This is a genomic window from Maribacter polysiphoniae, from assembly GCF_003148665.1.
Classification (GTDB): domain Bacteria; phylum Bacteroidota; class Bacteroidia; order Flavobacteriales; family Flavobacteriaceae; genus Maribacter_A; species Maribacter_A polysiphoniae.
This window is the reverse complement of the sequence record NZ_QGGQ01000001.1, coordinates 193950-215622: the sequence shown is the minus strand read 5'-3', so window position 1 is coordinate 215622 and position 21673 is coordinate 193950. Positions and strand designations below refer to the sequence as shown.

The 21673-nt window shown below is 40.4% G+C and carries 24 protein-coding genes and 1 pseudogene; 20 read left to right on the top strand and 5 right to left on the bottom strand.

Features of this window, described 5'->3' with window-relative positions; translation table 11 throughout:
• Nucleotides 1-121 precede the first annotated feature (121 nt).
• The 5 genes from arsS to LX92_RS00935 all read right to left on the bottom strand — a co-directional run bounded on the left by arsS (nucleotide 122) and on the right by LX92_RS00935 (nucleotide 3769).
• Nucleotides 122-1177 carry an arsenosugar biosynthesis radical SAM (seleno)protein ArsS gene (arsS, locus tag LX92_RS00950; RefSeq protein ID WP_109648405.1) on the bottom strand — a complete coding sequence of 352 codons (1056 nt, stop codon included), beginning with the start codon at nucleotides 1175-1177 and terminating at the stop codon, nucleotides 122-124.
• An 83-nt stretch (nucleotides 1178-1260) separates the two neighbouring features.
• Nucleotides 1261-1596 (bottom strand): arsenosugar biosynthesis-associated peroxidase-like protein, encoded by a 336-nt coding sequence (locus LX92_RS00945; protein WP_109648404.1) that lies wholly within the window; start codon nucleotides 1594-1596, stop codon nucleotides 1261-1263.
• Between the two features lie 128 nt (nucleotides 1597-1724).
• On the bottom strand, nucleotides 1725-2420 hold the full coding sequence (locus tag LX92_RS00940; protein WP_109648403.1) for a TIGR04282 family arsenosugar biosynthesis glycosyltransferase: 696 nt from the start codon (nucleotides 2418-2420) through the stop codon (nucleotides 1725-1727).
• A 91-nt stretch (nucleotides 2421-2511) separates the two neighbouring features.
• Entirely contained in the window at nucleotides 2512-2685 is a 174-nt protein-coding gene (locus LX92_RS22360; RefSeq protein WP_170117772.1) for a hypothetical protein, read from the bottom strand.
• 31 nt (nucleotides 2686-2716) lie between these two features.
• Nucleotides 2717-3769, bottom strand: a complete 1053-nt coding sequence (locus LX92_RS00935; protein WP_109648402.1) for a ferredoxin--NADP reductase — start codon at nucleotides 3767-3769, stop codon at nucleotides 2717-2719.
• A 135-nt stretch (nucleotides 3770-3904) separates the two neighbouring features.
• Here LX92_RS00935 and LX92_RS00930 point away from each other — a divergent pair, with 135 nt between their 5' ends.
• From LX92_RS00930 to LX92_RS00835, 20 genes and pseudogenes are all read left to right on the top strand, one after another.
• A complete protein-coding gene (locus LX92_RS00930; RefSeq protein ID WP_109648401.1) occupies nucleotides 3905-4243 on the top strand; it encodes a PadR family transcriptional regulator in 339 nt (112 codons plus the stop codon).
• 11 nt (nucleotides 4244-4254) lie between these two features.
• Entirely contained in the window at nucleotides 4255-4947 is a 693-nt protein-coding gene (locus tag LX92_RS00925; protein ID WP_109648400.1) for a hypothetical protein, read from the top strand.
• 59 nt (nucleotides 4948-5006) lie between these two features.
• Nucleotides 5007-6476 carry a DUF5687 family protein gene (locus LX92_RS00920; protein ID WP_109648399.1) on the top strand — a complete coding sequence of 490 codons (1470 nt, stop codon included), beginning with the start codon at nucleotides 5007-5009 and terminating at the stop codon, nucleotides 6474-6476.
• A gap of 64 nt (nucleotides 6477-6540) precedes the next feature.
• Complete coding sequence (locus tag LX92_RS00915) at nucleotides 6541-7260, top strand: ABC transporter ATP-binding protein (RefSeq protein WP_109648398.1); 720 nt, start codon at nucleotides 6541-6543, stop codon at nucleotides 7258-7260.
• Nucleotides 7261-7402: 142 nt separating this feature from the next.
• The gene (gene porW, locus LX92_RS00910) at nucleotides 7403-9958 is read left to right on the top strand and encodes a type IX secretion system periplasmic lipoprotein PorW/SprE (protein WP_109648397.1); all 2556 of its coding nucleotides are present in this window, start codon (nucleotides 7403-7405) and stop codon (nucleotides 9956-9958) included.
• Between the two features lie 2 nt (nucleotides 9959-9960).
• Nucleotides 9961-10404: a bactofilin family protein gene (locus LX92_RS00905; protein ID WP_109648396.1), complete on the top strand. Its 444-nt coding sequence runs from the start codon at nucleotides 9961-9963 to the stop codon at nucleotides 10402-10404.
• Nucleotides 10382-10612: an AtpZ/AtpI family protein gene (locus LX92_RS00900; protein WP_109648395.1), complete on the top strand. Its 231-nt coding sequence runs from the start codon at nucleotides 10382-10384 to the stop codon at nucleotides 10610-10612. Before LX92_RS00905 ends, LX92_RS00900 begins: the two co-directional genes overlap by 23 nt.
• Nucleotides 10609-11007: a hypothetical protein gene (locus tag LX92_RS00895; RefSeq protein WP_223308299.1), complete on the top strand. Its 399-nt coding sequence runs from the start codon at nucleotides 10609-10611 to the stop codon at nucleotides 11005-11007. The genes LX92_RS00900 and LX92_RS00895 overlap by 4 nt, the downstream gene beginning before the upstream one ends.
• Before the next feature lie 114 nt (nucleotides 11008-11121).
• Nucleotides 11122-12249, top strand: a complete 1128-nt coding sequence (atpB, locus tag LX92_RS00890) for a F0F1 ATP synthase subunit A (protein WP_109648394.1) — start codon at nucleotides 11122-11124, stop codon at nucleotides 12247-12249.
• A gap of 68 nt (nucleotides 12250-12317) precedes the next feature.
• Entirely contained in the window at nucleotides 12318-12509 is a 192-nt protein-coding gene (atpE, locus tag LX92_RS00885) for an ATP synthase F0 subunit C (RefSeq protein WP_109648393.1), read from the top strand.
• An 84-nt stretch (nucleotides 12510-12593) separates the two neighbouring features.
• Nucleotides 12594-13094 (top strand): F0F1 ATP synthase subunit B, encoded by a 501-nt coding sequence (locus tag LX92_RS00880; RefSeq protein WP_109648392.1) that lies wholly within the window; start codon nucleotides 12594-12596, stop codon nucleotides 13092-13094.
• A gap of 6 nt (nucleotides 13095-13100) precedes the next feature.
• Nucleotides 13101-13640, top strand: a complete 540-nt coding sequence (gene atpH, locus LX92_RS00875; protein WP_109648391.1) for an ATP synthase F1 subunit delta — start codon at nucleotides 13101-13103, stop codon at nucleotides 13638-13640.
• 44 nt (nucleotides 13641-13684) lie between these two features.
• Nucleotides 13685-15265, top strand: a complete 1581-nt coding sequence (gene atpA, locus LX92_RS00870; protein WP_109648390.1) for a F0F1 ATP synthase subunit alpha — start codon at nucleotides 13685-13687, stop codon at nucleotides 15263-15265.
• A 23-nt stretch (nucleotides 15266-15288) separates the two neighbouring features.
• Nucleotides 15289-15626: pseudogene (locus LX92_RS00865) on the top strand (four helix bundle protein).
• Nucleotides 15627-15656: 30 nt separating this feature from the next.
• Entirely contained in the window at nucleotides 15657-16517 is an 861-nt protein-coding gene (gene atpG, locus LX92_RS00860; protein WP_109648389.1) for an ATP synthase F1 subunit gamma, read from the top strand.
• Between the two features lie 164 nt (nucleotides 16518-16681).
• Nucleotides 16682-18142 (top strand): lipopolysaccharide biosynthesis protein, encoded by a 1461-nt coding sequence (locus tag LX92_RS00855; RefSeq protein WP_109648388.1) that lies wholly within the window; start codon nucleotides 16682-16684, stop codon nucleotides 18140-18142.
• A complete protein-coding gene (dut, locus tag LX92_RS00850) occupies nucleotides 18139-18573 on the top strand; it encodes a dUTP diphosphatase (RefSeq protein ID WP_109648387.1) in 435 nt (144 codons plus the stop codon). The genes LX92_RS00855 and dut overlap by 4 nt, the downstream gene beginning before the upstream one ends.
• A gap of 147 nt (nucleotides 18574-18720) precedes the next feature.
• The gene (locus LX92_RS00845; RefSeq protein WP_109648386.1) at nucleotides 18721-19647 is read left to right on the top strand and encodes a tetratricopeptide repeat protein; all 927 of its coding nucleotides are present in this window, start codon (nucleotides 18721-18723) and stop codon (nucleotides 19645-19647) included.
• A gap of 3 nt (nucleotides 19648-19650) precedes the next feature.
• Nucleotides 19651-20436: a DUF4292 domain-containing protein gene (locus LX92_RS00840; protein WP_109648385.1), complete on the top strand. Its 786-nt coding sequence runs from the start codon at nucleotides 19651-19653 to the stop codon at nucleotides 20434-20436.
• A complete protein-coding gene (locus tag LX92_RS00835) occupies nucleotides 20426-21670 on the top strand; it encodes a murein hydrolase activator EnvC family protein (protein WP_109648384.1) in 1245 nt (414 codons plus the stop codon). Before LX92_RS00840 ends, LX92_RS00835 begins: the two co-directional genes overlap by 11 nt.
• The last annotated feature ends 3 nt before the right edge of the window (nucleotides 21671-21673 follow it).

Here is a 21673-nt window from a genome sequence, read left to right as displayed (position 1 = left end):
AAATCCCGATGTACTACCCAATTGTCGAACGCTTCAACAAACCGGCCGGTCGGTTTAAGTGTTGTATTCCCTAGATAAAAAGGGGGTCTAAATCCTATACATGCTAAGATTTAGACCAATATTAGGCCACAGTTCCTTGGCAACTACTACCTGCCCCTGCGGTACAACCATAGCAATGCTGTGAGATGATGATATCCCTATCATTCAGAATATCTTCATTGTAATCCTTGATGTGTTTGATTTTACTATCGACCTTCAATTCGAGCATCTGGTTAAAATCGCAATCGTACAACCACCCGTCCCAACTGACTGAAATCGTATTGGTACACATTACATTTTCAACCGCCGAAGGATTATAGGCCTCAACCAAGGCATACATATAGTCCTCATAATTATCCGTAGCGATCAGATAGTCCAAAAACCGTGAAATAGGCAAATTGGTAATGGCAAACAGATGATGGAACTGAATATCAAAATCCTCTTTCAAGGCCTTTTTAAAATCCTTTTCCATGGCTACTTGGTCTCCGGGCAAAAAGGCGCCGGAAGGGTTATATACCAAATCCAGTTTAAGTTCACTGTCTGGCAGGCCATAGCCTACGGCATTTAACTCCTGCAAAGCCTTGATCGACTTATCAAAAACCCCGTCACCCCTTTGTTTATCGGTTTTTCCCCGAGTGTAATGGGGCATAGAGGATACCACATGTACATTGTGTTTTTTAAAGAACTCTGGCAAATCATGGTACTTTTTATTGGCCCTAATGATGGTTAGGTTCGAACGAACGATAAAATCTTGGATACCGGCCTTGGCAGCTTCCTCAACAAACCATCGAAAGTCGGGGTTCATTTCAGGGGCACCTCCGGTAAGGTCCAACGTATGGGCCCCCGTATTGCGAATGACCTCCAAACAATACTGCATGGTCTCACGGGTCATGATTTCTTTACGGTCCGGTCCTGCATCAACATGGCAATGTTCACAAACCTGATTGCACATATAACCTAAATTGATCTGAAAGATCTCCAGCTTTTTCGGTCTCAGGGGATAATGTCCTGTGAGCGCGATCTTATCTTTAAAATAAGGCAGTTCACCTTCTTCAAAAACACCGCCATTGAGTATTTTCAGTTGCTCGTTTTTTTCCGCAAGTCCATTATGCCTTGCTTTTAATGATTTTGTCGCCATAGTTTCCTATTTGGTTGTCGGTCACCATATCCCATCGGGACAAATAATTGCCCGATTGGATTTGTGTGCCGCCACTGTGCTGTTTACATGCTTAATTTATCGTACTTGTTCATCATCTGCACCCCATGTACCAAGGTTGCCCCACTTTCAATTGCGGCCCCAGCATGAACGGCTTCCATCATTTCTTCCTTGGTAATTCCTTTTTGCAATCCGTCTTTGGTATAGGCATCGATGCAATAGGGACATTTGACCACATGGGCAACGGCCAATGCAATCAACGATTTTTCGCGCGCCGATAAGGCTCCTTCTTCAAAGACTTTACCGTAATAATCGAAGAATTTAGTACCTAATTCCTCACTCCACTCCGTAATCTTTCCAAATTTTCTAAGGTCTGCAGGGTCGTAATATGATTTTGCCATTATAAAGCTTTTAAGAAGTTGTTATTGATTTTAGGGTGATATTCCCATTCATTTCGAAGCGAAATGGCAAGGAGCACCCCTTTGGTGTTGTGTTTTTGTGATATGTCGAAGGAAAAGGCAGTGTAATGCTATGCCTCTAAAGGTATTGGCGAGCCTTTGTTTTGATGAATACAGTAGTTGAACTGTTCTTTGGAAAGAAGTGTATATGGATATATAACGGCATTGGTGTTTATCAATGCCAAAATAATCTTCTCAATAAAGGGGGTAAGCTGATTTGAGAACTTGGAAAGAAGGTTAATGTCCCAATACGTATCAATATCGAACAACCTATCTAGTTGGACTATTTCATGATTGCCCGCAGGAAATGACGCTAATAGCCGGGAAACCAATCCCGAAGTCTGCCAAGGCAGGGCTTGGAAATTTTCCGGATTGAAATTTTCTTGATGAAGCCCCATCAGATAAAAGCCGCCATCGGCTGAAGGCCCCAATACCAATCTGTTGTTTTCCAAAAGCTTGGCTGCTTCCAGGATGTGGGAGGTTTTTAATTGGGGTGTGTCATTGCCAATGGTAATGATACGTTTATAACCTTTTTCGAAAACAGCTTGTATGGCGTTCGTGAATCGTTCGCCAAAAGTATGGCCTTCCTGTTCTTTTTCAGTGTAATGAAAATAGGGAAGACCTGTTTTGGTAACCATACCAAGACTGTGCTCGGAAAGCGCGCTGAACAAAGCATTGCTATTTGCAATTTTTTTGCGTCTGCATTCCGCTTGCGAGGACAGTGCAAAAACCAAAATAGCCGTATCATGTATGTTCAATGCGTGCATTTGTGTAAAGCGTTCCTGTAAATTTATACAAAACCTATTTCAAATAAGTCGAAAAGAGAGGGTATTCTTAACAGCCAAGAAAATAATTTATTTACATGGGTGGTTTGTCAAAACCGACCCGTGGGTCGGTTTTGATATTTATTTTAATCTGTGGTAATAGGTGTTTATGGCCAGATTGCCCTGTGTCATCGATGAAATGCATCGATTCAATGGTAATGAATGCCTTGGCGACCAAAACAAACCGGCTGGTTTGAAAACGGCACATCCACACAAAGTGTTTTTAGGCCCAAATACTCTTAAACATCATCATAATCGACTTTTAAAGTCGGAGTCAAGGGGCGTGCCTGGCAGGTGAGGATCAATCCTTCCTCAATCTCCCCATCGGTAAGGATCTGGTTTTTCACCATCTCGGCCTTTCCTTCTGTAATCCTAGCGATACAACTACTGCAAACCCCACCTTGGCAAGAATAAGGGGCATCGATGTTCTCCTTCAAAACGGCATCAAGGACTACTTCGTTTTTACCCATGGTAAGTTTAAATTCCTCATCATCCAGAATAACCGTTACCCGGGTCTTGCCGTCAGTCGCGACCGGTGCGACCTCCGCAGTGGTTTCGGTAGTGGTGAATAATTCAAAATGGATTTTATCCTTGGCAACGCCATTATCCTGGAGTGTATTGCTTACTAAATGGATCATATCTTCGGGACCACAAAGATAAAAGGCGTCGAATTTGATGTTTTTATGCTTGTTCTTTAAGGCGTAGTTGACTGATGACGTATCAATACGTCCAAACAAGGAACCTTCTTCCTGGACCTTACTATTGGTAAAATACACGAAAAAACGATCGGCATGGTCTAGCTGTAGTTTTAGCAAATCCTTATAGAACATGGTTTCGGCATTGGATTTGTTACCGTAAACGAGTACGAATGTATTGTGGGGATTGCTTTCCAAAACCTCCTTTAAAATACTCATGATTGGGGTAATGCCACTGCCGGCAGCAAATGCAGCCACGTTTGTAGGTGAATCGGTAGGTTCAAAAACAAACCGACCATCAGGAGGCATAACCTCAAGGACATCGCCCACTTTTAGTTCGGTGTTGGCGTAATGTGAAAATCCAACTTTATCCACCTTTTTCACTCCAATGGTTATATAATCGCGTTTGGGTGAAGAACTGATTGAATAGGCACGACGCAATTCCTTACCTTTAATTTCCTTTTTTATAGTGATATACTGACCAGGAACAAAAGCAAAAGTCTGCTTTAATTCTTTGGGTACTTCAAAAGTAATGGCCACTGAACTTGGTGTAAGTTGTTTGATCTGTTTTACGGTCAAAGGATGAAAATGGGTCATGCTTAAATTCTTATTAATGAACTGCAAAGCTAAGCATTGGGAATTCTATTTTAAACTGGAATATAAAAAAAACATACATAACTATCTTATGCATAAGAAAATTATGTATAAATTTGAAATGGCATAAAGTGAAAAATGGCAAATTCCAAATTATTCAAAGGTAGCTTAAATACGATTATCCTCAAGTTGTTGGAGGAAAAGGGTAAAATGTATGGCTATGAGATTACCCAAAAGGTAAAGGAGCTTACCAAGGGGGAATTAAAAATTACTGAAGGGGCTCTTTATCCTGCACTTCATAAATTAGAGGCAGAAGGACTTCTGGAAGCAGAGGTGGCCAAAGTGGATAATCGACTTCGCAAGTATTATAAGCTCACAGAAAAGGGGGAAAAGGAAACCGTGAACCGTTTGGCAGAACTGGAAGAATTTATTCGAAGTATGCACAATCTGGTCAATCCTGATTGGAGTATCCAATAATATTATTTTCAATGAAACTAACCCAAGACCAAATACAAGAACTCTTCAAATTCACTCGCAAACATTATGTTGAGTACTATGACGTGCAATTGGAATTGGTCGATCATTTGGCCAACGGTATTGAGGAAGTAATGGTTCAACGGCCCCAATTGACCTTCAAGGAGGCACTTGATCTGGAATTCAAAAAGTTTGGGGTCTTTGGTTTTTATGATGTCATCAAAAAAAAGAGTGATGCCATGCATAAGCGCTATTGGAAGATTTTCTTTCGGTTTTACAAGGAATATTTTAAGCTTCCAAAGGTGCTCATGCTATTTGCTGCATCGACATTGCTCTTTCTTGTATTGAGAGCGCTACCCGTTGAAACAAGCAAATATATTCCCGGACTGGCAATATTAATTGTATTGGTTTTATTTCTTATCAATGTTTTTCGAAACAGAAGAAAACAAAGATCTAAAACCAGGAAATGGTTATTGGAGGATATGATTGCGGCCAATGGCAATATTTTTATCTATTTAAATTTTGCACTTCAGATTTTACTTTTCCCTAATCTTATAAAATGGCCTTTGGGAAGTCCCCTTGGTATGTTTATGGTTTCTTTTGTGGTGGTCCTCATTGGGATTTTATTTCACGTTATGGTCAATATTATTCCCCATAAAACCGAAGAACTCTTGGCTGAAACCTATCCCGAATACAAAATGACATGAATTTTGTAACAAAACCATGTTTATAAACACTAACTCCACAGAACAAAAAACCAACCTCTATGTTCAAACACTTTGTTAGCCTTCAGTGGAAATCGTTCTTCAGGTCTTCCAACTTTGGGAAAAGTCTTGCCCTTAAGCTCCTAATGGGCTTTTTGGGGGTTTATATGATGGTGACCTTTGCCGGTTTGGGTGTGGGGCTGTTTTTTATCCTAAAAAAAGCATTTCCCGATTCAGACCCCATGCTTATTGTGTGTGGATATTTGTTATACTGGGTGCTGATAGAGCTCTTCTTTAGGTATTTTATGCAAAAATTACCGGTTATGGATATTAAGCCTTTATTGCTATATCCGATAAAAAAAAGTAAGATCGCACATTATATTTTGGTCAAGTCAGGACTGTCGGGTTATAATTTCCTATCCCTGTTCATAGCAGTGCCTTTTTCGATCGTTTTAATCACGCAGGGCTATCCTGTGTCCAATGTTTTAGGTTGGTTGGTTGCGATTGTCTGTATCGTACTCACCATCAATTACACCAACTTTATTATTAATAAGAGCGATAAGGTATTTCTGTTTTTGGGAGTACTGATTTTAGCCCTTTATAGTTTGGAATATTTTAGTGTTTTCCCTGTTAAGGAGTATGCCGGCCAATTGTTTTATAGCCTGTATCAAAACCCCATTTTGGCACTACTTCCTTTTGTGTTGGCCATTGGTACCTACTATGTTAATTATAATTTTCTTCGAAAAAAACTATATCTCGATGCTTCCCTAAAAAAGAAAGCGATCAAGGTCGAAACTTCCGATCTAACATGGACCAAACGCTTTGGTAGTATTGCACCTTTTCTTCAACTGGATTTAAAACTTATCTGGAGAAACAAACGTACCAAGATGCAGGTATTCATTTCCTTGGCGATGATACTCTATGGATTGTTTTTTTATAGTATGGATACCTATGGGGATACCAGTACCATATACCTTTTTGTCGGTATTTTTATGACCGGCATTTTTCTTTCGAACTTTGGCCAATTCATTCCAGCGTGGGACAGTGAGTATTACGGTATGATGATGTCACAGAATATTCCCTTGCGCAAATACCTTGAAAGTAAGGCCGGACTTATTTCCGTGAGTATAGTCGTTATGTTCTTACTCTCTATACCGTATGTGTATTTTGGATGGAAAGCCTTGGCCATTAATTTTGCCTGCGCCCTATACAATCTCGGGGTGAATGTTCCCGTGATTTTGTTTTTCGGGTCTTTCAACAAAAAAAGGATAGACTTGACCAAAAGTGCGGTGGGCAACATGCAGGGAACCAGTGCTACCCAGTTTTTGGTATTGCTGCCCCTTATGGTGGTTCCAAGTGTGCTTTATTTTGTTTTGAAGACGTTTGTCTCCTTTGAGGTTGCCCTCATTACACTATCGGTAATGGGTATTGTCGGGTTTGTATTTCGCAAAACCTTGTTAGACAAAGTGACCGAAGCCTATAGAAAAAGAAAATACACCATGCTTGCTGGGTTTAAGGAGCAGAATAATTAAGCCTATGGGTTGTTATAATCTTGTTGGGCAAGAAAAAAGAATATTTAAAATTTGAACTAGAATTATGATCACAACACAACAACTGACCAAGAAATATGGAAGCCAAATGGTTTTGAACATAGGGCATTTGGAAATTCCAAAAGGCCAAAGTTTTGGACTGGTAGGTAATAATGGTGCCGGTAAAACCACGTATTTTAGTTTGTTGTTGGATTTGATACAACCGACCACCGGTCAAATTATAAATAACGATGTACAGGTAAACACGAGTGAGGATTGGAAACCTTTTACATCATCTTTTATTGATGAGTCCTTTTTGATCGGTTACCTGACCCCAGAGGAGTATTTTTATTTTATAGGTGAGCTTCGGGGTCAGAACAAGGCCGATGTGGATGCCTTATTGGCCAATTTTGAGGATTTTTTCCATGGGGAGATTTTAGGACAGCGAAAATATTTGCGGGACCTCTCTAAAGGAAACCAGAAGAAAGCGGGAATCGTAGCTTCCTTTATTGGAAATCCGCAAGTAATTATATTGGATGAACCGTTTGCCAACCTAGACCCTACCACCCAGATTAGGTTAAAGGCGATCATAAAGGATTTGTCGGCAAGAAAGGAAATTACCGTTTTGGTTTCCAGTCATGACCTGATGCATGTTACCGAAGTCTGCGAGCGCATTGTGGTTTTGAACAAAGGCGTGGTCGTTAGGGATATTGAGACCTCCGCGGAGACCTTGCGGGAACTCGAAAGCTTCTTTGCGGGCAACCAGGTTTCAGAGGAGGAAGAATAGTTCCTGGCTTGGAGATTTCCCGATTTCCATCGTTCTTTCAATTCAAGGAGTCCCTGTTGCCACCTAAAACTGTATTTTATCGACCAACTGCATAATAATCCGGTCGTTTTTCAGTTTACTAGATGTACGAATACAGAGAATTTTGAAGCTTCAATATAAAATCATCCTTTCAGCCGTTTTGGCGATGACCATTCTAAGTGCCTGTTCTACCAAAAAGGACGCATTTATCAATAGAAATTGGCACGCCATGAACACCAAATACAATACACTGTATAACGGTGAAATTGCCTTTGAACAAGGTCGCGAGGAACTCAATGCCGGTTATCAGGACGATTATTGGGAAATCTTGCCCATAGAAAGGCTAGAGGTAACCGATGAGGTAAAACTGGATTCGGAGGATAACAACCCCAACTTTATCATCGCCGAGGAAAAGGCCACAAAAGCCATTCAAAAGCACAGCATGGACATCAAGGAGATTGAACGCAATCCCCAGACCGATGAGGCTTTCCTGCTTTTGGGCAAGGCCCGATATTTTGACGAGCGATACATTCCTGCCTTAGAGGCCTTCAATTACATTTTAAGGAAATACGATGAGAGCGATAAGTTGAATGAAGCCAATATTTGGCGGGAGAAAGTGAACATCCGTTTAGAGAACGAGGAACTGGCCATTAAGAACTTAAAGCGCTTGATGAAGTTTGAAAATCTAAAAGACCAGGAATATGCCGATGCAAGGGCAATGATGGCCCAGGCGTATATCAATCTTAACGTTCCCGACACCGCGATACAAAACTTAAAGGTCGCTTCCTATTACACGAAGAAAAATCCAGAAAAAGGGCGATATTACTATATTATCGGACAGTTATACAATCAATTGCAATATAAGGACAGTGCAAACCTTGCTTTTGACAGGGTTATTGAGCTCAATAGGAAATCGCCCCGGGTGTATATGATCAATGCGCATTTGCAAAAGATCAGGAATACAGAACTGACCAATGAAAACCGTGAGGAACTATTTGAATATTTGACCGATTTGGAGGAGAACAGGGAGAACCGTCCGTTTCTCGATAAAATATATAGGCAGTTGGCAGAATACCACTTGGCCACCAAGTCAGATAGTATGGCCATTGTGTATTTCAATAAATCCTTGCGTGCCACAAAGAATGAACCCAAGCTTAATGCCTTGAATTATGAGAATCTGGCCATTTACAATTTTGACCTGAACGAATACAAGACGGCAGGGGCCTATTACGATAGCGTTTTGACCAACTTGCCGGAAAACACTAAAAAATACCGGTCGGTTAAAAAGAAATTGGATAACCTGGAAGATGTAGTGAAATATGAGAACATCGTACAATATGCCGATAGTGTAATTACCTTGTTTAATCTACCTAAGGACGAACAGGTCGCGTTTTTTGAAGCCCATATCGCAGCCTTGAAAAAAGCCAAGGAAGAAGCGGAAAAAAAGGAAGTAGAGCGCATTTCCCAAGGTTTCGCCGCTTTTGCCGCCAGCAAAGGAGGAAAAGAGAACAAGGGCAAGTTCTATTTTTATAATATCACCAGTCTTGGCTATGGTAAAAACGATTTTACGAACAAATGGGGAAAAAGAAACCTAGAAGATGATTGGCGTTGGTCGAATAAGAATACGATTTCCAGGGTAGATGAGAGTAATGCTGTTGTTGCTGATGGGGGCGCTCAAGGTCTTGTCGCATCCGATGAGGAGAAATTTTCCTTGGATTTTTATATAGATAGGATTCCGACCGATATGACTGTCATTGACAGTTTAAATACCGAACGGAATTTTGCCAATTATCAATTGGGATTGATCTATAAGGAAAAATTCAAAGAGAACCTATTGGCGGCCGGTAAGTTGGAAGAGGTGTTAAAATCGAATCCGGAAGAACGTTTGATACTTCCATCGAAATACAACCTTTTCAAGATATACGAAGAAGAAGGGAGTCCGTTGGCTGCTGATATGAAAACGAATATCCTTCAAAACCACCCCAATTCGAGATATGCTGAGATTTTATTGAATCCTGCGGCTGTGATCGAGGGCAATACCAATAGTCCGGATGCCCATTATGATAGGCTTTATAAAATGTTCCAAGAGCAAAAGTTCCTAAGGGTAATCGCTGAAGCGGAGGAGAATATAAATAAATATACAGGGGATCCAATCGTACCGAAGTTTGAGATGTTGAAAGCCAATGCTATTGGAAGGTTGCAGGGCTTTGAGGATTTTAAGGAAGCCTTGAACTATGTGGCGTTGACCTACCCCAACAATCCGGAAGGCAAGAAGGCCGAGCAAATGGTGGCCGAACAACTGCCAAAATTGGAAGTCAAGGAATTTTCAAAGGAAACAGGTACAACGGGAAAAGGGAATTGGAAAGTGGTCTTTCCTTTTAAGAGAACCAACGAAAAAGAAGCGGTTGACTTAATGGAACGCCTGGAAAATTCCATACAGGATTTAAAATACAGGAATGTTGTTTCCAAGGATATTTATGATGTTGAGAATCAATTTGTGGTGGTACACGGATTCAAATCGAGGGATTTTGCCTTGGGATATGCCGAACTGCTAAAAAACAATAAGGATTACAGAATTAGCAATGAGAATTTTGTAATTTTATCTTCAAACTATAAAATCATTCAGGTACATAAAAACCTGTTGGATTATAAGAATTTCGTTTTAACCCCAAAACCATAAACATGTTTTCAGACAAACAAAAACCCAGAGCTACTAATGAAATTGGTGGACAGCCCAACAGGATAGAAAAGAACACCCGGATCAAAGGTGATATCATTTCCGAAGCTGATTTCCGCATCGATGGCAAACTTGACGGTAATGTAAAGACTTCAGGAAAAGTGGTCATCGGTAAGGATGGCTATATTCACGGGAAGGTAGAATGTGTAAATGCTGATATTGAAGGTAGTTTCAATGGTGAGCTTTTAGTATCCGACCTATTGTCCCTTAAATCATCCGCTGTTATAGAAGGAACGGTGTCAGTGACCAAATTGGCCGTGGAACCCGGTGCTACTTTCAACGCATCCTGTACCATGAAAGGTAAAGGAGGAACTTCGGCTTCCGGTGGTTTCAAATCATCTATAAGCGGCAGTACATCGAACAACAATGGACCAGCAAAAGCCTCCTAAGAAAAAGAATAACCTTAGAAATGTGGCAATGCTCTCAGGTATTGCCTTTGAAATGGGTGCTATCATTTATTTGGCGGCACAAGGGGGCATGTGGCTCGATGAACATTATCAGACTGAAAAAAGAATTTATACCGCGATAGCTACCCTTTTCGGTGTGGCCATTGCTATTTGGGTAGTTTTGCGACAGCTAAAAAGAATAAAGTATTGATAGCGAAGATCAACCCTATAATACAGTTTCTTGCCCTTGTGATCCTTTCTTTGGGTCTGGCATTCCTCGTGCATGTCACTTTTCTCGGTAATAAAGGATTTCCGAAGTACGACAACCTCATTGTACTTTCCTATGTGGTGAACTGCATTTTGGCCGCCTCTATCTTTATTTTCATTTATATTTTCAGGAGTAAATTGAAAAACCAGATCGGTTTCCTTTTTATGGGAGGAAGTTTTATAAAATTCCTTTTCTTCTTCCTATTGTTTTATCCGACTTATAAGGCAGATGGAGAGATGAGTCGATTGGAATTTGCCGCTTTTTTTGTTCCTTATGGTATTTCCCTAATCATCGAAACGATATTTACAGCCCAAACCTTAAAGAAATGGATTAATTAGAACATTCTCATTTATAGCGCCTATACCTTTAAATAAACTCAAGAATGCTTTTTTATTTTTGCGGGAATAACTTACATTTGCAGCGATTTTTAGAGACCGATACTATAAAGTGATATGCGAAAACCATTTTTATTGAAATTTCTTTTGGCTGCAATTCTTCTTTTTGGCAATTCTTCTTTTGCCAATGAAAAGGAGGTTGAGAAAGGAAAGGACAAGAAAACCGAAATAAAGGAATTCATAGAACATCACCTTCAAGATTCCCACTATTTTAATTTTTATGGCACCACTGACGAGCATGGTAAAGTGCATCACGTTGGTCTACCATTGCCTGTTATTTTATGGGATAATGGCTTGAAAGTGTTTTCGTCATCCAAATTCCACCATGGGGAGGAAGTCGCAGAGGTAGATGGCAACCATTATGTGTTGTACCACAGTAAAATATATAAAACCGATGCCGAAGGTACCATCAGTTACGATGGGGAGCATCATCCCACCAATGTAAGACCATTGGATTTTTCCATTACCAAGAGTGTTGTTATGATGATAGTAACAGGACTTTTATTGCTTTGGCTTTTCAGTAGTCTTGCAAAAAGCTACGCAAAGAACAATAGCATACCCACAGGTATGGGTCGTTTCTTTGAACCTATCGTACTCTATATAAGGGATGATATTGCCATTGCCAATATCGGCGAAAAGAAATATAAAAGGTACATGCCTTTCTTGTTGACCGTATTCTTTTTTATATGGTTCTTGAATATGTTCGGTTTAACCCCATTGGGAGTTAACGTAACGGGAAATATTGCCGTAACTACGGCTTTGGCATTATTGGTATTCATAATTACCAACTTAACGGGAACCAAGGATTATTGGAAACATGTTTTCGATCCTCTTGGTGATGGTATGCCTTGGTATGGTAAGATCATTATTTATATTATCTTGGTCCCCATTGAAATTTTAGGTTTGTTCATTAAACCATTCGCACTCTTGATTCGTTTGTATGCGAACATGACTGCAGGTCACGTAGTTTTAATGAGTTTGGTCGGATTGATCTTTATTTTCAAGAGTTGGGTGGGAGGTCCATTGTCGTTTGGACTTTCGTTCGCCATTTCGTTGATTGAAGTGTTGGTTGCGCTTTTACAGGCATATATCTTCACCATGTTGGCCGCCTTGTATTTTGGATTCGCCTCGGAAGAGCATGATCCCGGGCACGAATTTGATGATGACGCCGAATTGGCACATTAGCAAAAGAATTATTAATGTCCGATGGTTTGGGCGACTAAGTTGAATGTTTAATTTTTAATATATATTTTATGGAAATTCCAAGTGTAGTAGGTGCAGGTTTAGCGGTCATCGGTGCTGGTATCGGTATCGGAATGATTGGTGGAAAAGCAATGGAAGCTATTGCTCGTCAGCCTGAAGCTTACGGTAAAATTCAAACAGCGATGTTGATTGCAGCAGCGCTTATTGAAGGAATTGGTTTTGCCGCTATTTTTGCGGGATAAACCAGACAAAAAGACAAACAGTTATAACGGTTGGTTATAGCTGTTTGTTATTGTTTAAAAACATAGGATAGAATACAAGACAACATGGAAAAATTAGTAAATGACTTTTCGTTCGGCCTTTTCTTTTGGCAGATCATATTGTTCGTGCTATTGCTTTTGTTATTGCGAAAGTTTGCATGGAAACCCATCTTGAATGCTGTTAATGATAGGGAAGAAGGTATTAAGGATGCTCTAGCGGCAGCTGAAAATGCCAAAAAGGAAATGCAGAATGTTACGGCCGATAGTGAAAAGCTTTTGAAAGAAGCCCGAGCCGAGCGTGAGGCATTATTGAAAGAAGCCCGTGAGATTAAGGATAAAATGATATCCGATTCAAAGGAGCAGGCTAAAGTGGAAGGTGATAAAATGATCAAGCAGGCCCAAGCTGCCATCGAAAGCGAGAAAAAAGCTGCGGTTGCCGATATTAAGAACCAAGTAGCGGAACTTTCTGTTGATATCGCTGAAAAAATCATCAAGGAACAATTGTCCAACAAAGACAAACAATTGAAGTTGGTCGATGATATGTTAGGTGATATTAAATTGAATTAATCAAGAATGAAGGATACGAGAGCCGCCATACGATACGCAAAAGCAATTTTGGATATTGCTGTTGACAACAAAGCAACCGCTGATGTTGAAAACGATATGCGCACTGTGGTCAAAACTATCTCCGATAGTAAGGAATTAAAGAATATGTTGGCAAGTCCGATTGTCAAGGCTGAGGATAAGAAGAAGGCATTAACCACTATTTTTAAAGGTGCCCATGCGATTTCCGAGGGTTTGATCAAGCTATTGGTTGACAATAGGCGAATCGGCATGTTAAACGAGGTGGCCTTAAAATATATCATTCTTAATGAGCAACTTAAAGGTCAGGATGTGGCTGTAGTAACAACTGCCGTACCATTGACCAAAGATCTTGAGAAAAAGATATTGGTCCAGGTGGCACAGATTACCGGTAATGAGGTTACCATACAGAATAAAATCGATGAGGATATCATTGGTGGTTTTATTCTTAGGATAGGTGATTTGCAGTTCGACGCCAGTGTCGCCAATAAATTGAATAATTTAAAAAGAGAATTTACAAATAGTCTATAATATATTTGAAGGCTCAACAAGTCTAAACTTTATATCTAAAACAAATGGCAGGAGTAAAAGCCGCTGAGGTATCAGCAATTTTAAAACAGCAATTATCAGGATTTGAATCAACCGCTTCGTTGGATGAAGTAGGTACCGTATTGCAAGTAGGTGATGGTATTGCAAGGGTATATGGATTATCAAACGTCCAATATGGTGAATTGGTTGAGTTCGAAGGAGGCCTTGAGGGTATCGTTTTGAACTTGGAGGAGGATAATGTTGGTGTTGTACTTTTGGGCCATTCCAGGGAAATTGGAGAAGGGGCTACTGTAAAACGTACACAGCGTATCGCATCTATTAATGTAGGTGAAGGTATTGTTGGTCGAGTAGTAAATACTTTAGGGGCTCCCATCGATGGTAAGGGTCCTGTCTCCGGTGAACTTTACGAAATGCCATTGGAGCGAAAGGCACCAGGGGTAATTTTCCGCCAGCCGGTTACAGAGCCATTGCAAACGGGTATCAAGGCGATTGACGCTATGATTCCTGTAGGTCGTGGACAACGGGAGCTGGTTATCGGTGACCGTCAAACGGGTAAGACTACAGTATGTATCGATACCATCCTAAACCAAAAAGAATTTTACGATGCAGGTAACCCTGTGTATTGTATCTATGTGGCTATTGGCCAAAAGGCGTCGAACGTTGCAGCCATAGCTAAGGTATTGGAGGACAAAGGTGCTTTGGCCTACACTACGATAGTAGCGGCAAATGCCTCTGACCCTGCACCAATGCAGGTATATGCTCCTTTTGCAGGTGCTGCGATCGGAGAGTATTTCAGGGATACGGGTAGACCAGCATTGATCATATATGACGATTTATCAAAACAAGCGGTGGCTTATCGTGAGATTTCATTGTTATTAAGACGTCCACCGGGACGTGAGGCATATCCTGGGGATGTATTCTATTTGCATTCAAGATTGTTGGAACGTGCGGCAAAGGTTATTGCCGATGATGACATCGCAAAAGATATGAACGATTTACCGGATGTATTAAAACCTATGGTAAAAGGTGGAGGTTCCTTAACGGCCTTGCCTATTATTGAGACCCAGGCAGGTGACGTTTCAGCCTATATCCCAACAAACGTGATCTCTATTACCGACGGACAGATTTTCTTGGAGCAGGATTTATTCAACCAAGGTGTACGTCCCGCGATTAACGTAGGTATCTCTGTGTCTAGGGTAGGTGGTAACGCCCAGGTAAAATCAATGAAGAAAGTAGCGGGTACCTTGAAATTGGACCAAGCCCAGTTTAGGGAATTGGAAGCTTTTGCCAAGTTTGGTTCCGATTTGGATGCTGCAACATTGAACGTTATTGAAAAAGGACGTCGTAACGTTGAGATTCTAAAACAAGCCCAGAATGATCCTTTTACCGTGGAAGATCAGGTAGCCATTATTTATGCTGGTTCCAAGAACCTATTACGTGATGTTCCTGTAGAAAAGGTGAAAGAATTTGAAAAGGATTTCATTGAATTCATGAATGCCAAACATAGGAATGTGTTGGATTTGCTTAAAACAGGTAAATTGACCGATGAGGTTACCGATACATTAACGGCAGTTTGTAAGGACCTAACAGGAAAATACAGAAGCTAGTTAAGAATTATGAGTGCAGGGTTATGGGCACATTGAATGAGAGTCCGATTCAGATTAAAAGCTTTCAGTTTGCCTGTGATATTGTTCTATACTGTGATATTTTAAAGAAAAATAATGATTTTGAACTAGCATCCCAGTTGTTAAAAAGTGGAACGAGTATTGGGCAAATACTAAGGAAGCACAAAGAGGAGTTAGTAAAAAAGATTTTAAACATAAGTTTGGTATTGCGCTTAAGGAGGCAGACGAAACGTTGTATTGGTTAGATATTTTAGAAGCAACCGGTAGGCAAGTACCAAAAGGGATGAGGAAAAAATGTGAAGAGTTAATACGAATTTTAGTGGCAATAATAAAAAACTCATAACTCATCATTCACAACTTATAATTTATAAAAATGGCCAACTTAAAGGAAATACGTAACAGAATATCATCGGTATCATCAACGATGCAGATTACCAGTGCCATGAAAATGGTATCTGCCGCAAAGTTGAAGAAGGCACAGGACGCAATTACCGCCATGAGGCCATATTCAGATAAGCTTACTGAACTTTTACAGGGTTTAAGTGCAAGTATGGATGCTGATTCGGGTAGTACATATGCGGATAACAGACCGATCAATAAGGTTTTGGTAGTTGCAATTACCTCAAATCGTGGTTTGTGTGGAGCCTTTAATACCAATATTCTAAAGCAGAGTACATTTTTGGCTGATGAAACCTTTCAAGGAAAGCAAGTCGATTTTATGGCGATAGGCAAGAAAGCCAATGATATTCTAGGTAAGAAACGTACAATTACGGCAAACCATAGTGATGTCTATGAAGATTTGACCTTTGAGAATGTTGCCGCTATTGCTGAGGAATTGATGGGGTTGTTTAAAAACGGATCTTACGATCGTATAGAACTCGTCTATAACAAATTCAAGAATGCCGCTACACAAATCGTAACTACGGAGCAATTTTTACCAATCGTTCCGGCGGAAGGTGACCAAGGTTCCAATGCCGATTATATTTTTGAACCTTCCAAGGTTGATATCATTGAGCAGTTGATTCCGAAGTCGCTGAAGACGCAGTTGTACAAAGCGGTACGGGATTCCTTTGCTAGTGAGCACGGTGCGCGTATGACAGCGATGCACAAGGCCACGGATAATGCAACTGAGCTAAGGGATCAATTGAAATTGACATACAATCAGGCTAGACAGGCTGCCATTACCGGTGAAATTCTGGAGATTGTTGGCGGTGCAGAGGCACTCAACAATTAACGAAGTCATATATACGACATACTTGGTGTTTTATTTAAGGTGCTAAGAAGTAATTATAGGAAAACCTCGCTGTATGCGAGGTTTTTTATTCATCAGACCAATTGATTGTACCCGCTTTGCCGCTTTCGATTTAATACCTATTTTTATACTTTAATTATGCTTGGTTGAATCTCTTTAAGAAACTTTTTAAGCAAACGGCCATCTATGGTCTCGCAACTGTTTTACCACGGATGCTTTCTTTCCTATTGCTGCCATTCCACACCGATATTTTGGCAACGGGAGACTATGGTCAACTCTCAGTGATTTATGCTTGGTTTGCTATTTTCAATGTGTTTTTGGCCTATGGTATGGAAACGGCGTTCTTTCGTTTTTACAATGGTTCCGACAACCGAAGAAAGGTAGTTTCCACCTCGTTGATTTCAATAATGGTCAGTACAATGGTATTTATGGCATTGGCCCTTTTGTTGCAAAACAGCATTTCGGAAGCTTCCGGAATTAATCCACAATATTTAAGATTCGCCATTTTTATTTTGACCTTGGACGCCCTGGTCATTATTCCATTTGCTTGGTTAAGGGCCAATGAAAAACCTATGCGATACGCTGTGGTCAAGATATTGAATGTGGCGATCAACCTTGGATTGAATGTATTCTTCCTATATTCCTTGCCAAAGATGGTGTCATCGGACCCAGAAGGACTTTTTAGCGCTATTTACAAGCCCGATTTTCAAATATCGTATATTTTCATAGCGAATTTAATTGCAAGCGGTATAACGCTTCTATTGATGTTAAAGCTCTATCTGAGATCAAAGTTTGTTTTTGATGTAACGCTTTGGAAAAAAATGATGAAATATGCCTTACCCGTACTGGTTGCTGGAGTGGCATTTACGGTCAACGAGGTCTTCGATCGTATTTTATTGGAAAAATTGTTGCCGGAGAATGTCGCTGATAGCGAAGTGGGTATGTATTCGGCTTGTTATAAACTGGCACTTTTTATGACCTTGTTCGCTACGGCATTCCGTTTGGGGATAGAGCCTTTCTTTTTTAGTCACTCCAATACCGAGAACCCTCAAAAGGCCTATGCCCAAATAACCAATTATTTTGTTGTTTTAGGAAGTATAATTCTTCTCGGCGTCGTTGTTTTTGCCGATGTTCTGAAGATATTGTTTGTCCGAGATCCCAAATATTGGGAGGCGATGAATATAGTTCCGATTATAATCCTGGCAAGTTTTTTCTTGGGAATATACCATAACCTTTCTGTCTGGTACAAGGTAACCGACAGAACCAAATTCGGGGCTTATATCTCTTTGATAGGTGCTGTTTTAACGATTATCATAAACCTGGTTTTTATACCCCATTTCGGATATATGGCTTCAGCCGTTGCAACGCTGTCTGCCTATGGTTGTATGATGATGTTATCTTTCTTTTTCGGCAAAATGTACTATCCTATTCCCTATAACTTTAGAAAAATCACTTTTTACCTTTTAGTCTCTGTTGTATTTTCGGGCTTGTCCTTTTACGTTTTTGATCGTAACCTATTTATTGGTATTCCTTTACTGATTTTGTTTTTGGGGATGGTGTATAAACTTGAAAATCAGAACTTGAGAAAAATATTTTTGAAAAAATGAAGATAAAGATCATTAATAAATCAGCCCATGCATTGCCTAATTATGAGACCCTGGCCTCAGCAGGAATGGATTTAAGGGCCAACATTGAGGAAAGTATCACCTTGGAGCCTATGGGCCGTACCATTGTGAAAACGGGGTTGTTCATTGAGTTGCCTATTGGGTTTGAGGCCCAAGTGCGTCCTAGGAGTGGCTTAGCGGCAAAAAAAGGGGTTACGGTACTCAATGCCCCTGGAACCGTTGATGCGGACTATCGTGGCGAAATAGGGGTCATTTTGGTGAATGTATCCAAGGAGCCGTTTACCATAGAGAATGGGGAGCGTATTGCGCAATTGGTCATTGCCAGGCACGAACGGGCCGAATGGATCCAAGTTGATGAATTGTCCGATACCTCAAGGGGTGCTGGTGGATTTGGTAGTACGGGAACCAAATAATTGCGTTTATACGATTTCAAATAGACGTGTCCATTTGGCATTATGTTGTTTTAAGGGTGTTTTAACATAAAAGAGGGAAGCACTGGAATACTTATTGATAATTTTAATCCAAAATCCAATACAATTTATTTTTTTGAGTCCACAACAATGAAAATCCTGAAAATCATATTTCCTTTGGTCGTTTTGATCTATCCCTTATGGGGGGTAGGACAAGTCAAGGATATGGATATCGAGGAAAGTGCGGACGTCTTTTTAGAGGAGTACTCCGATACTTTTCAAGAGAATTTCTTTGAGGCCCTAAAGCAAAAGGGAATTGAAAATTATGATAAGGCCATTAACCTTCTTTTGGAATGTAAGTTGATCGATGCCGATAATACCGTGGTAGACCACGAATTGGCTAAGGTATATTTGGTAGAGAAGCAGTATTCAATGGCCCAGGAATATGCTGTTTCGGCTGTTTTGTCTGATCCCGGGAATTTATGGTACCTGAATACCTTGGTCTCCTGTATCCAAATGCAAGGAAGTTCATTGGATCAGATGAATATCAATCTTCCCATGACAAACAATACTTTAAAGGGGAATCTGGCCTTGATTTACTTTAAGCAGAAGAATTACGATAAGGCACTATCGGTTCTTTCCGATATGGAAAAGTCGACCTATACGGAGGGATTAAAAGCTAAGATCGAGGATTCCATGAAGAAGAGTGTGGTACACATTAAGAAGGAGAAGGTGGTTGTACGACAAGAAACCGGAAAAAATCCTATCGAAGGGCTCAAGCAACAATTGGCTGACTTAATGGTGAAAAAGGAATACCCCGAATTAACCAAACTTAGTGCACAGGCCATGGAAGATTTTCCGGCTCAGCCGTACTTCTATTATATAAACGGACATGCATTGAATAAAACAAGTAAATTCAAAGCGGCAATAGAGGTGCTTGAAACGGCCTTGGATTATATGTTGGACGACATTCCCCTATTGAATAAAATATATCAGGAATTGGCCGACGCGCATTCCGCATTGAACAATCCTTCGAAGGCAAATATGTATCTTCGTAAGATAAAACCCGGGTTTTAGACTATGGCTACCATAATAAAATGGACACGTTTTAGTGTTTTGATACTACTCATGTTTTCGTGTAAATCCAAAAAAGTGGTTTCCGATAATGCCGTCAGGGATAATATGTCTGCCAAGGCCATTATCCGAACCCATTATCAAAACCATATCAACTTCAAGACCCTAAGTGGTCGAATGAAGATTGCCTACTATGATGGGGAATCTACAAAAAGTGTGACGGTAAGCCTCCGCATGGAAAAGGATCGGGCCATATGGCTTAGCGCACCTTTGGGGATCGTTAAAGCCTATATTACACCCAATAGGGTTTCTTTTTACAACAAACTTGAGAACGAGTATTTCGATGGGGATTTTTCATATTTGAGCCGTATATTGGGAACCGAACTCGATTTTGATAAAATGCAAAACCTGCTTTTGGGGCGGGCCTTGTTCGATTTAAGAACTGCAAAATATGAGGTTTCGCATACCGAATCCGATTATATCCTAAAGCCTAAGAAGCCGTTGGAACTGTTTAAGACAAGTTACATGATCGAACCGGATAATTTTATGATCGCCGCCCAGCAATTGTCACAACCTTTAAAGCAACGGGTGTTGGATATAAGTTATAAGAATTATCAGGAAGTCAACAATAGGATATTACCCAACGAGATTTTGATTACCGCGATAGACGGCAATTCAAAAAATACCATAGACATAGATTATAAAAGTGTTGAGTTCAATAGAAACTTGAACTTTCCATATAAGATACCGAAAGGTTTTAAAAAGATAGAATTAAAGGCTGATGCTTTGTAGACGCATTTTCTTCGTTTCTTCCCTATTGTTTTTGACATTTTTGTCGATACAGACTTCCTATGCCCAAACGAATGAGCAAAAGGCACTCGAGGCCAAACGGGAACAGCTACAAAAGGAAATCAGTGAAATAAACCGGTTGTTATTTGCTGAAAAGACCGAAAAGGGCAATGTCTTGGACCAGATGGAGGCTTTGGACAAAAAAATAAACGTACGGCAACAATTGATCCGGGTGACCAATCAACAATCGAATTTGTTGAATAGGCAGATCAATGCCAATATTCGCAATATCTCCAAATTACGGGAAGACCTAGAACTTTTGAAGGAAGAATATGCAACGATGATCCGTAAATCGTATCAGAACAAATCACAACAGAGTAGGTTGATGTTCCTGCTATCTTCCGAGAATTTTTTCCAAGCATTTAAGCGTATGCAGTATATGAAACAATATACGCAGTATCGTAAAGAGCAAGGCGAAAAAATAATGGCCAAGACCGATGATCTTACCCGATTGAATTTGGATCTAGCCGAGCAGCGCAAGGAAAAAGACCAATTGATTGCGGTCAACAATAAAGCCAAGGCACAGTTAATGAAAGAAATGAAGTCCCAAAAAGATCTATTGGGAAGCATTCGTAAAAATGAAAGCAAGTATGCATCGGCCATAGACAAGAAAAAACGGGAAGCCCGTAAGATCGACCAGCAGATCGAGCGTTTGATTCGAAGTGCCATTGCGGCATCGAACAAGAAAGCCACCAAAGGGAAGAAGACCACTAAGGTGTCTACCAATAAATTTGTACTGACCCCGGAGGCTACACTGGTGGCCAACAATTTTTCAGCCAATAAGGGCAAACTTATTTGGCCGGTCGAAAAGGGTATAAAAAGCCAAGGTTTTGGTATTTACAAAGACCCCGTTTATCCCGGTATCAAACACCAAAGCAATGGGGTTATCATCGCTACGGATGAGGGAGCCAAGGCCAGGGCCATTTTTGAGGGGGAGGTAATCGCCATCCTTTCCGTACCCGGTGGGAATAAAGGTGTACAGATCAAGCACGGTAACTACATCAGCACCTATTATAATTTGTCTGACCTCTATGTAAAAAAAGGGGATAAGGTCAGTATCAAAACCGAGTTGGGGAAAATATATACCAATCGGTCTAACGGTCAGACGCGTTTAAAATTCTATCTATACCAAGATACTTCCCGATTGAATCCCGAAGAATGGGTGTATCAACTTTAAATT